This window comes from Lutibacter citreus (genome assembly GCF_003260195.1).
Taxonomy (GTDB): domain Bacteria; phylum Bacteroidota; class Bacteroidia; order Flavobacteriales; family Flavobacteriaceae; genus Lutibacter; species Lutibacter citreus.
Genome location: NZ_QEIH01000019.1, coordinates 1 through 11895 on the forward strand (window position 1 = coordinate 1; position 11895 = coordinate 11895).

The 11895-nt window shown below is 30.1% G+C and carries 9 protein-coding genes; all 9 read left to right on the forward strand.

Features of this window, described 5'->3' with window-relative positions; all coding sequences use genetic code 11:
• Positions 1-371: 371 nt before the first annotated feature.
• Positions 372-611, forward strand: coding sequence for a hypothetical protein (locus DAD81_RS20295; RefSeq protein WP_111710260.1), 240 nt, complete (start codon positions 372-374; stop codon positions 609-611).
• Positions 612-932: 321 nt separating this feature from the next.
• Positions 933-1943, forward strand: coding sequence for a hypothetical protein (locus DAD81_RS20300; protein WP_111710262.1), 1011 nt, complete (start codon positions 933-935; stop codon positions 1941-1943).
• A 146-nt stretch (positions 1944-2089) separates the two neighbouring features.
• Positions 2090-3919, forward strand: coding sequence for an ATP-binding protein (locus tag DAD81_RS20305; protein WP_111710264.1), 1830 nt, complete (start codon positions 2090-2092; stop codon positions 3917-3919).
• A 154-nt stretch (positions 3920-4073) separates the two neighbouring features.
• Positions 4074-4661: a hypothetical protein gene (locus DAD81_RS20310; RefSeq protein WP_157961209.1), complete on the forward strand. Its 588-nt coding sequence runs from the start codon at positions 4074-4076 to the stop codon at positions 4659-4661.
• A 365-nt stretch (positions 4662-5026) separates the two neighbouring features.
• Positions 5027-5425, forward strand: coding sequence for a hypothetical protein (locus DAD81_RS20315; RefSeq protein WP_111710268.1), 399 nt, complete (start codon positions 5027-5029; stop codon positions 5423-5425).
• Between the two features lie 10 nt (positions 5426-5435).
• Complete coding sequence (locus DAD81_RS20320; RefSeq protein WP_111710270.1) at positions 5436-5804, forward strand: hypothetical protein; 369 nt, start codon at positions 5436-5438, stop codon at positions 5802-5804.
• A 276-nt stretch (positions 5805-6080) separates the two neighbouring features.
• Positions 6081-6968, forward strand: a complete 888-nt coding sequence (locus tag DAD81_RS20325) for an ABC transporter ATP-binding protein (protein ID WP_111710272.1) — start codon at positions 6081-6083, stop codon at positions 6966-6968.
• A 34-nt stretch (positions 6969-7002) separates the two neighbouring features.
• Positions 7003-10653, forward strand: a complete 3651-nt coding sequence (locus tag DAD81_RS20330) for an ABC transporter permease/M1 family aminopeptidase (RefSeq protein ID WP_111710274.1) — start codon at positions 7003-7005, stop codon at positions 10651-10653.
• Between the two features lie 185 nt (positions 10654-10838).
• Positions 10839-11702 (forward strand): hypothetical protein, encoded by an 864-nt coding sequence (locus tag DAD81_RS20335; RefSeq protein WP_111710276.1) that lies wholly within the window; start codon positions 10839-10841, stop codon positions 11700-11702.
• Positions 11703-11895 lie beyond the last annotated feature (193 nt).

Here is an 11895-nt window from a genome sequence, read left to right on the forward strand (position 1 = left end):
TAACCCATTGGATGAGGCGGTTAAGAAATTTATGGTAAATGGCAATAATGAGGATTACTTAAAAATTGGTAGTAAATAGAATAGGGTAAGTGATAATAATCATATAAATTTGAAATCAACTTTTTTATATTTGAATTTATTGTCCCTAAAGGAATTTTTTGAGATGTATAAAGAAAACATATATTCACCTTATACGGTTAATTTGAGGGGGATAAGCGCATATAATATGAACATATAAGAGAGTTGGCATTCATTTATCAGAAAACTCAGGAAATACTAAATTGAAAAGAACATATAGCATAATAATATTTATAATTATAACCATAATTGGAATCTTTTTTTTTAGACAAAAAGAGAAAAAAGATTATAAAATGTTTTATGAAAAAAAAATTAGTGGAATAATTGAATCAATTCGTTATGGAGATAAAAGTCAGGCTATTGTAAAAATTAATAATAGTGAGTTTAGCCTTTTTCTTTTTAACATAAGGAAAGGAGAAGATTTGAATAAAGGAGACTCACTTTTTAAAGGAAAAAAAAGTAAGGTATTGGAGTTGCATTCTTTATCATCAAGTGGAAAATATATTTTTACTGAGACTTATGAAATGAAATAGTTTTTTAATTAAATAACAAACTAAAATACTAATTGAATATTAATAAAGTAAATTGTGGAATTGCTTACTCAAGCGGAATTGAAAAAGTCTAAGGAATGAAATGCTAACAGAATTACCTCAAATACAGAAAAAAAAGGAACTAATTTGAACAATTAAAAGTTTGAATAAAAAAACGAAATGCCAACACCGTATAAACTTTATTGCTGGTTTTAGCTCACTTGGGAAATTCCTTCGGAATTTCGCCGTTCGTGTTTTATTTACTAAATTCACTGCTTAACCACGCAACAAAGCTTATACAACAACGTTAGGCTACATTAGGAAATGAACGAAAATCCATATACGAAAGAAACTAAATCAGTAGTTGAGAACACCGAATTTACTGCTGACGAAGTATTTGATTTTGAAGATTCACCATATAAAGATGAATTTAGCAAGACTTTCAATTTTTCTAAAGGAGCTTTAAGTCTTGCAGCTAAATACGGAGTGGATAATGGACTCATTTTCTTCTACAATGATTTTAGCGTAAATGCTAGAGCAGGTAAATCAAATGGTTATAATATTATTTGCCTCAATTCAGGTTTGCAAATTTGGACAATACAGAACCTATTTGAGAAAAATGAAATCCACGAAATTTTAAAAGCCATTTATGTTAATGAAATAGACTATCTGGACAACCCAATAAACGTTTTAATGTATCAATTAACAATGCATTTTACTTTCTATCACGAATTGGCTCATTTAGTTCAAAAATCGGAATATTTAGAATCTCATCTGTACGAAAGACCTTTTGAGGTTGAGGAATTTGATTTGACTAGACATAAACTTGAAATTGACGCTGACAGTTTTAGTGGAATTTCGATTGCTTCACATATCCAACAATATGCATTAAAACACTTTGGAGATGATTTAGATTCTAATAAAATGGAATCTCTAATTGAAATATTTTGTTCTTCCTCTCTTTTATATTTTTTATCATTTCAAACTTGTAAAGGAGAAATTTATTATTATGAAAACAGTCATCCACATCCAATGATTAGGATTCTAAATATAATTTTGACAATTACACATTACTTGCAACAAAGTCCAAAATTAGCGGAAAGAAAAATCACACTTAACCATAAAATGATTTTTAAAGAAACGATAAAAACAACGGCATTGTTAGAAACCAACGTTTTCACAACCAAGGAATCTGAAAATTTTGAAAAGTTTATAACCACAGAAATGAAAGAGATAGTAAAATATATTTCTAAAATAAGAGGTTTCAAACCAGAAAATTTCAAATTAGCGATTGATGTATGGAATGAGAATACGAAGAAAAATAACGTAGCCTAACAATGCATATAAAAAATTGCTTAATTCAGTAAAATAGAATGTTTCTAAAACAAAAAAACTTAATTTTAAACATCGGAAAATTGCGTTTTCAAACCCGCAACTTTTCATATTCTAAACCGTTGTGCTTCATACTGAAAAAAACACCTATGAAATTAAAATCACTGTCAATAAATAATTTTAGAGCCTATAAAAAAGAAACAAAAATTGATTTCGATGAATTGACAACAATTATCGGGAAAAATGATATTGGAAAGTCTACAGTATTGGAAGCTTTAGAAATATTTTTTAATAACCAAACTGTTAAAATTGAGCAAGAGGATTCAAATGTTTATTTAACAAGTGGTACTGTAGAAATTATTTGCGAATTTGAAGACTTACCAATAGAAATTTCAATTGACACTTCTTCACCTACTACTTTAAAAGATGAATTTCTAGTCTCTAAAGACAACACATTAATTATAAAGAAAGTCTTTGATTGCAGTAAAAAAACTCCAACCGTAGAAATATATGTCGTTGCATTACACCCTACAAATTCGGAAGTGTCAAACCTTTTAGAACTCAAGGAAAAAGAACTTCAATCAATAATAAAATCTAAATCACTTGATTCTAAATTAAAAGGTAATCCAACTATGCGAAAAGCGATTTGGGAATCAGTATCGGATTTAGAATTAAAACAAGTAGATATTCCTATATCAAAACAAAAAGAAGATGCGAAAAGAATTTGGGAACAAATTGATTTACACATACCTATTTTTGCTTTGTTTCAAAGTGATAGAAGTAGTAATGATTCTGACACAGAGGTTCAAGATCCAATGAAAGCTGCCATTGAAATGGCAATTTCGGAGGTAAAAGAGGATATTAAGAAAATTCAAGATAAAGTTAGAGAAAAGGCTGAAGAAATTGCAAATGACACTCATAAAGCACTAGAGACAATTGATAAAAATTTAGCAAGTAAACTTGAGCCTAAATTCACTCCACCAACTCCAGCGAAATGGAAGGGTCTTTTTTCAATTAAAATGGACACTGATGATGGAATTCCTTTAAATAAAAGAGGAAGCGGAGTGAGAAGAATGATTTTAGTTAGTTTTTTCAAGGCTGAAGCTGAACGTAGGTTAAAATCTACATCTAAAAGGAATATAATATATGCATTAGAAGAACCCGAAACGGCACAACATCCGAATAATCAAAAAATATTAATAGAATCATTTAAATCGCTTGCAAATGAAAGCGATTGTCAAATTATTTTAACTACACACAGTCCTGGTCTTGCATCAGAACTTCCCGTTAATAGTTTAAGATTTATTAATAAAGATGAATCTACAGGTGATTTAAAAATTGAAAAAGGCTTACACATTTTTAGCAAAGTAGCAGAAACATTAGGAGTTACACCAGACAGCAGAGTTAAAGCATTAATTTGTGTCGAAGGACCAACAGATGTTATTGCATTAGGTTATTTAAGTAAATATATAAACTCAAAACATCCTGAAATACCTGATTTTCAAGTAGATGATAGAGTCGCGTTTGTTCTTATGGGTGGCTCTACTCTAAAACATTGGGTAAACAACAACTATTTAAGAGGTTTAGGAAAACCAGAATTTCATCTTTACGACAATGATGTTGCTACTTATCAAAATTCAATTGACGAAGTTAATGCAAGGCCAGATAATTCATTTGGAACTTTAACCCAAAAACTAGAAATCGAAAGTTATTTACATAGTGATGCAATAAAAAATGCTTTTGATATTGATATTATAATTCCAGACAATTTAAATGCAGATGGAAAGGCGGTGCCAAAAATATTTGCAGAGGCTTATTCACTTAAAGCTGGCCTACCAAATACAATTCGAGATGGAAAAGCAAAACAGTATTTAGCAGATAGAGCTTTTCAAGAAATGACAATAGAAATGATTGAGGAACGAGATAGAACTGGAGAAGTAAAAGGTTGGTTTGAAAAGATAAACGAATTAATCAAGTGAAAAAGTACGAAAGCACAACAACTGGTATAAAAAATTGCTAAATTCAACAAAATAAAATGTTTTAAAAATATAAATAACTTAAATTTAAACATCGGAAAATTACGTTTCCAAAAACGCAACTTTCCATACCAAAAACCGTTGCCAAACATTAAAGATGAAAAATATAAAACCATTAATTCGAGAAATATTAGTAATCGGAATCATACTTCTGATTATGTTTCTAGATTTCGAAAAAATCATTCCTGGATTTTCATATTTGATTCCGATAATTTTTATTCTCGGTTCACTTTATAGCTTAATTAAAAGAATTAAATACCATCGTAATGAGAAAAATAATTATGTTGGAATAGAAACTTCAAATGATTCTTATTATCGAACAACCCCTTTTATTTTTGGAACAATTATTTTGATTGGTTCTATAATTTCTAAAATATATTTTACAATTGATTTAACCTTATTTAGTCTTTTGATTACATTAGGATTATTTCAAATTATTATTGGATTATTTTTTATCCCGAGTGGTTTAATAAGTTTTACGACTAATTCAATTAAATTTCAAATTGAGAACTTTAATGAACAAATTCAACTTGAAACGATTGAAAAAATAGAATTATTTAGAAATTCATTAACTATAAATAAAATCAACGGAGAAACCTCTAATATAAATTTTGTGAATTTAACAGATAAAGACAAAACTAAATTAGAAAATCTTTTAAATGAAAATTTAGTTAAACACAACTGATTAAAACGTTAGGCAACAACTCATAAAATTTATGCTTAAATTTGAACTAATACAAACGACAAACATTCAACAAACGATTTGCTACGTCCGAAAAATCTCCGATTTTCCAGTCGCACAAATCTTATAAAAGACCGTTGTGCACAATTTGAGGGACGTCCTGCGAAAAACGAAAAATGGAAGTATCTAAAAGGATTATTGAAATAATTGATTCGAATCTGATTTACTGTCTGATTCCAATAATTCTGACTTTAATACTTGTCGAACTCTTCTTCAAAAACCGATTTGAAACAAGAAAAACGCTGAATTTAATTCGTTGGTTAATCATTATTTATACGATAGTCACTTTTACATTCTATCTGATTGGAATGGCTATGAATCCAGATGAATACGCTTTTATTAATCGAGCAACTGGACCTTATGCTTGGGCTTATTGGATAATGTTTTTATCTGCTTTAATTTTACCTCTGACTTTGCTCATTAAAAAATTAGCATCAAAATTTTGGTATGTGATTTTAGTCGTATTTGGAATGAAAAGTGGAATGTATTTTGAACGTTTTGTAATAATTATGACTAGTTTTCATCGAGATTATTTACCTGGAAATGGAAATGCTGAATTAGAAAATGGAAATACTGAATTAATAGATTTATTCGCATTCGGAATTGGAATGATATTTCTTCAAGGATTAATAATTACAATTTTGACTTTAGGAATATTTGAAATAATAAAACGAAAAAAAACTGTGTACAACAACCTGTATAATTAAAAAAGACAGTATGAAAGACCAAATAACATTAGACACTGAATTAACTAATGACTTAACTGCAAAACTGAAAACTAACCGAAAAAAATACCTTATTCGAATAGCAATTCTGATTGTGATTAACACAATCTTTTTTGGACTTTTAATAAAAGGAACAAGAAGCACGACAGAGAATCTTTTGTCTGCCCTGAATGCAAATTTAATTGGATTTAATTTACTCGGTTTCTTGCTTGGAACAATAGTTGCAATTTTTCCATACAAGGGATTGCCTTTTAAAAAGAAATATTTAAATGCGTCCTTAATGACAATATTAGCAATCCAAATCATAATGACAATTGGACTAATCCTAATTGGAATAATGACTCTAATGGGATGGTATTGAAAAAAGAAAAACTATGCACAACACCGTGTATAATTAATTGCTAGGTCACTGCCGACTTACGAACATTCCTGCGGAATATTCTATCTGTGATTTATTTGCTAAATTAGGTGCTTAACCACGCAACTAACCATACACAATCACGTTGTAACCAATTAAAAAAATAAATTTATTACCAAAAGCAAGACTTACATTTATTTCATGCAAACATTTTAAAATCTATTTCTCAATAATTTAAGTATCTTTAAGGACTAACTAACTAAAAAGGTCATTTAAATTATGGAATTAAAAATTAAGAATCTAAACAAAACCTATTCAAACGGTGTTCAAGCTTTAAAAGACGTAAGCCTCAACATTCCTCAAGGAATGTTTGGTCTTTTAGGACCAAACGGAGCAGGAAAATCATCATTAATGAGAACTTTAGCAACATTGCAACAAGCCGATTCTGGTACTGCAATGTTAGGTGATTTGGATATCTTAAAGGACAAAGCCGAAGTACGAAAAATTCTGGGTTACTTGCCACAAGAATTTGGTGTGTATCCTAAAGTAAGTTCATACAATATGTTAAATCATATTGCTTCATTAAAAGGAATATCGAACAAAGGAGAGCGTAAAGATTTAGTAGAATCCTTATTAAATAAAACCAATCTATGGCATGTTCGAAATAAAAGTTTAGGAACGTATTCTGGCGGAATGAAACAACGTTTTGGTATTGCACAAGCTTTAATTGGTGATCCAAAATTAATAATTGTAGATGAACCAACCGCAGGTTTAGATCCAGCAGAACGGAATCGTTTTCATAATTTATTATGCGAAATTGGAGAAAATACCATTGTAATTCTATCTACACATATAGTTGATGATATTTCTAACTTATGTAATAATATGGCAATTATTTGTCTTGGTGAAGTTGTGGTTAAAGGAAATCCTAATGATTTAACCGAAGGCATTAAAGGCAGAATATGGACAAAAGCGATTGAAAAAGACGAACTAGCAAATTACCAATCAGATTTACAAGTTATTTCTACACATTTAAAAGCAGGAAAAACGGTTATTCACGTATTAAGTGACAATCAACCAGATGCTTCTTTTGAAGCAATTGCTGCAGATTTAGAAGATGTTTATTTTACTGAAATTACATCTCGTATGGATGCTACTTTAGCATAATTATTTAATTAATCCATATAAAAATCATTCAATTATGTTTAAAGAAATATTCTTATTCGAAATTAAATACAGGTTAAAACGACCAGCAACTTGGTCGTATTTTGGAATTCTATTAATATTTGGATTAATAGTATCCATTGGCGGAAATGGCCCTGCATCAGAAAAAGTATTTGTAAACTCTCCTGTAGCCATCGCCACTATGTTATCTACCATTAGCATTTTTGGTATTATGCTTTCAAGTGCAATTATGGGCGTCCCAGTTTATAGAGATATAGAGCATAAAACGGAGAATTATTATTTCTCCTATCCAATTAGTGAAAAAGGCTATTTATTAGGACGTTTTTTTGGTTCTATGTCTGTGCTATTTATGGTGAGTCTAGGATTGCAGATAGGCTTAGTTATAGGTTTTGCTATAGGTCCATTTGCAGGTTATGAAGAGCCAGAACGCTTTACAGTATTTAATCTTTGGCATTATATACAACCAACATTAATGCTTTATTGGACTAATTTTTTCTTTGCAGGATGTATCTTCTTTGCTTTGGTGAGTTTAACAAAAAAGGTAATGTTAGCTTATGCAGGTGGTGCTATACTTTTTATTACGTATTTAATTACCTTAACATTAACGCAAGATATTGAAAACAAAGATTTAGTAAGCCTTCTAGATCCATTTGGTTTAGGTACTTTTCAAAATATAATAGAATACTGGACTCCTGAAGAACAAAATAGTTTAACGGTTCCGTTTAAAGGTATGTTAATTTGGAATCGTATTATCTGGGTTGGTTTAGGTTTATTGGCATTTCTATTTACCTTATTTAGATTTGACTTTCAGAGATTTTTGAATAAAAATTATAAATCTAAAAAGAAAAATGACAACTTAGATGATAGTAATAATAATGTAGCCGCCGCACTGACTAAAATCCCAAGCGTTTCAAAAATATTTTCAAAAAGCTTAAATGTTAAATTACTGTTTAGTTTAGCCGTTATGGAATTTAAAAATATTACTAGAGATAATTTTTTTATAGCCATTTTAATAGCTGCTGTGTTATTTCTATTTTTTGATGCTTGGTTTGGTTTCCCTATCTATGGAACACCCTCATTACCACTCACAAATTATATGTTAGAAGTAAAAGATTTTACCTATGTAATTCTCATATTTATCTTAATTGTATTTATGACAGGTGAAGTAATGCATAGAGAACGCAATGTACATTACAATCAAATATTTGGTTCCCTTCCATTACCAAATCGTTTAGTATATGGGTCTAAATTTTTAGCATTAGTAATGATAAGTTTTGTTTTAATAAACATGATTTTAGTAAGTGGAATAATAAATCAAATTATTAAAGGTTATTTTAATTTTGAATTAGAAAAGTACTTTACCGATTTATATTTAATTGAATTTCCTAAGTACATTATTTTTGTTTTATTAGCCTTTTTTGTGCATTCTATTGTTACCAAAAAATTTATAGGACACGTAATTGCCATTGCTATTTGGGTATTACTTTTTGGATTGAATAGTTTAGCCGATGTAAATAATAATTTATACTTATATAGTTATGCACCAGGTTATACGCTATCAGACATGAATGGATTCGGACATTTTGCCGAGGCATTATTTTGGTTTAGAACCTATTGGTTGGCGTGTGGAGGTGTTTTATTAGTTATTGGTTATCTTTTTTGGAAACGAGGAACAGATTCAGGAAGAAAAGCGCGTTGGCAAATAGCGAAAGAACGACTAAATATTAGAACAATTTCAGCTTTAGCAATATTGTTTGTAATTTTTATTGGTTCGGGTATTTTTATTAATTATAACACCAAAACATTAAACAATTACATAACGGTAAAACAAGGAACAATTGGTAGAGCCAATTACGAAAAGCAATTAAGTAAATACGATAAAATTGCACAACCAAAAGTTATTGATGTTAAAATTAATGCCGATTTAATTCCTGAAAAAAGGACTGCAAAAATTAAGGTACTTTATAAAATGGTTAATAAATCTAATGAAGTAATTGATTCATTACATTTAAATTGGGGCGCAGAAGGGTTGTTAAAAAAAGAAGTAAATACCTTTACTATTGAAGGAGTTGCTCCAAAATTAGGGAAACGTTATAACGATTTTGGTTATGAAATTTATGCTTTTGAAAAACCGTTACAACCTAATGATACTATTAGCATGACTTTAGAAGTAACAGGTTCGTATAAAGGATTTCCTAATGAAGGCTCAGGGTCTACCATTGTTTACAACGGAACATTTTTAAATAACAGTTTTTTTCCATCTTTTGGGTATGATGCGCAAGGCGAGTTAACAAGTGATCAAGATCGTAAAAAATACGACTTGCCAATTAAAGACTATCAATTGCCAGAACAAACAGACGAATGGGGTGTAAATAATTTATTGTTTAATGACGATGCCGATTATGTAACTTTTGAAGGAACTGTTAGCACAGCACCAAATCAGATTGCGATAATGCCTGGGTATTTGCAAAAAGAATGGGAAGAGAATGGAAGAAAATATTACACCTACAAAATGGAAGGTGAATTAGATTTTTTCTATAATATTTCTTCTGCTGAATATGAAGTTCATAAAGAAGTTTGGACTGGTAAATCGGGCGAGAAAGTAAATATTGAGATCTTTCATCATCCAACGCATACTTATAATATTGATCGTTTTGTAAAAGGAGTAAAACATTCTATGGATTATTTTTCAGAAAATTATGGTCCGTACCAATACCGTCAAATAAGAATACTTGAATTTCCTAGATATTCTACATTTGCACAATCATTTCCAAATACGGTTCCATTTGCAGAAAGTTTTGGTTGGGTAGGTGATTTTAGTGATCCAAATGATTTAGATTATGTTTATACTGTTACGGCACACGAGGTTGCACATCAGTGGTGGGGACATCAAGTTACTCCATCTGCAACACGTGGTTCCAATCAAATTTCAGAATCTATGGCGGAGTATTCTTCATTGATGGTTATGAAAAAAGAATATGGGGTTGATGCGATGCAAAACTTTTTAAAAGAAGAATTAGATAGGTATTTAAGAAGTAGAGCCAACGAAAGTAAGTTTGAAAAAACATTACTTGACAATGATAATCAGGCATATGTTTGGTATCGAAAAGGAGGATTGATACTTTATGCGCTTCAAGATTTAATTGGTGAAGACGAATTAAATAAAGCTTTTAAAGCATACATGGAGGCTGCGCGTTTTAGACCAAAAGCGCCTTTTACAACTACAGTCGAATGGTATGACTATATGAAGTCTGCAACTCCAGATTCTCTTCAATATTATTTAGAAGATAGCTTTGAAAAGATAACGCTTTATTCAAACAAAGTTACAGAAGCCTCTTATAAAAAAGTTGCAGGTGACAAATATGAAGTGACGATTGAAGTTGAAAGCTTAAAAAACTATTTTGATGGTAATGGTAAATTATTAGCAACAGGAGATAAAGCCAACCTACTTGAAATTGCCATATTTGATAATGATATTAAAAATGAACAAGGCATGAAAATAAAGTCGCCTTTAGTTCTGGAAAAAGTTTGGGTGAAATCTGGAAAATCAACATTTACATATCTCACAGAGAAACTGCCGATAAAAGCAGGTATAGACCCTTACAATAAGATGATAGACCGCATTCCAGATGATAATCTCATTACTTTAGAGGAAATTTTAGATTAATGTTTTTAAGGCATTTTCTTTTCTGAAATGGGTAACAAATAAAGAATTATATCTATACTAAAAAATAAAATGATTATAGATATCCTTATCAATAAAACTGGCTACAACAATGTATAAAGGGCATTAAAACGCCCCTTATACTAGCCGTTGGCAACCATTAAAAACTCAATCAACATCAAGTAAATATGGAAAATTTAAAAGCTCTGAAAAAGATTGACCTCACAAAAAATAGTGTTGAAGAAATTAATCAACTTATTAATAAAATTGGTGCATTACCAATTATGCGAACTGAATATGAAAAAGGAAAAATTTTTGATAGAGCTGTAAGAATCGATGTTGATGAAGCCGATTTTAATACAAGGAGTAGATTATCATATGCACCAGCTGAATATAATACAAACTATCTTCGAGCAAGCACGCCTGAAAACACAATGTTTTATGGTTCAGTTCTTAAAGATAATTATACTATTGACGACCACACTAATACAAGGTTAACAGCTTGTTGTGAAACAAGCGAATTATTGAGAGACAATTCAATTCCAGAAGGAGAAAGGCTAATGATTATTGGAACTTGGGAAGTTCAAGAGTTTATGACTTTAGCTACAATTTTTGACCCAACAAAAGAATATGTAATTGATTATTTACAGAAAATAAAAAATGATTATCAAATTTTACTGAAACAAAATCCCGAATTGGAAACTAAAGGAGTTGAATATTTAAAGTTTCTAGCAAACGAGTTTTCTAAAGATGTTAAAGCAGGAAATAATCACGAATATTATATTTCTGCGTTACTTTCTACTTTAATGTCAAATACTGGACTTGATGGAGTTCTATTCCCAAGTGTTAGAGCAGCTGGAATAGGAATTTGTACTGCTATTCATCCAAGAGTTGCGGATAAACTGAAGTTGATAAGTGTTAGAAAGTGTCTTTTGAAAAAAGAAAATGGAAAAGTAAAAATCACTTATCTAAAAGCTTGCGATGTAGAAGATGATTCTAAACCATTTGAACTTTTGGATATTGAAGATTATAGAAAATTAAAAGAGAAATAACGGTTGCCAACACCGTATATAATTTATTGCTAGTTCTAGCCTACTTACGAAAATCCTCGCGGATTTTGAACTGCCCCCAAAAAGTTAGACACTATTTGAGAGTATATTTATGGGTAGAAAAGTCAAGTATAGTTACGATTTTAAACTTCGTTGCGTAAAAGAAGTATTGAAAAATCACAAAACAGTAGATGCT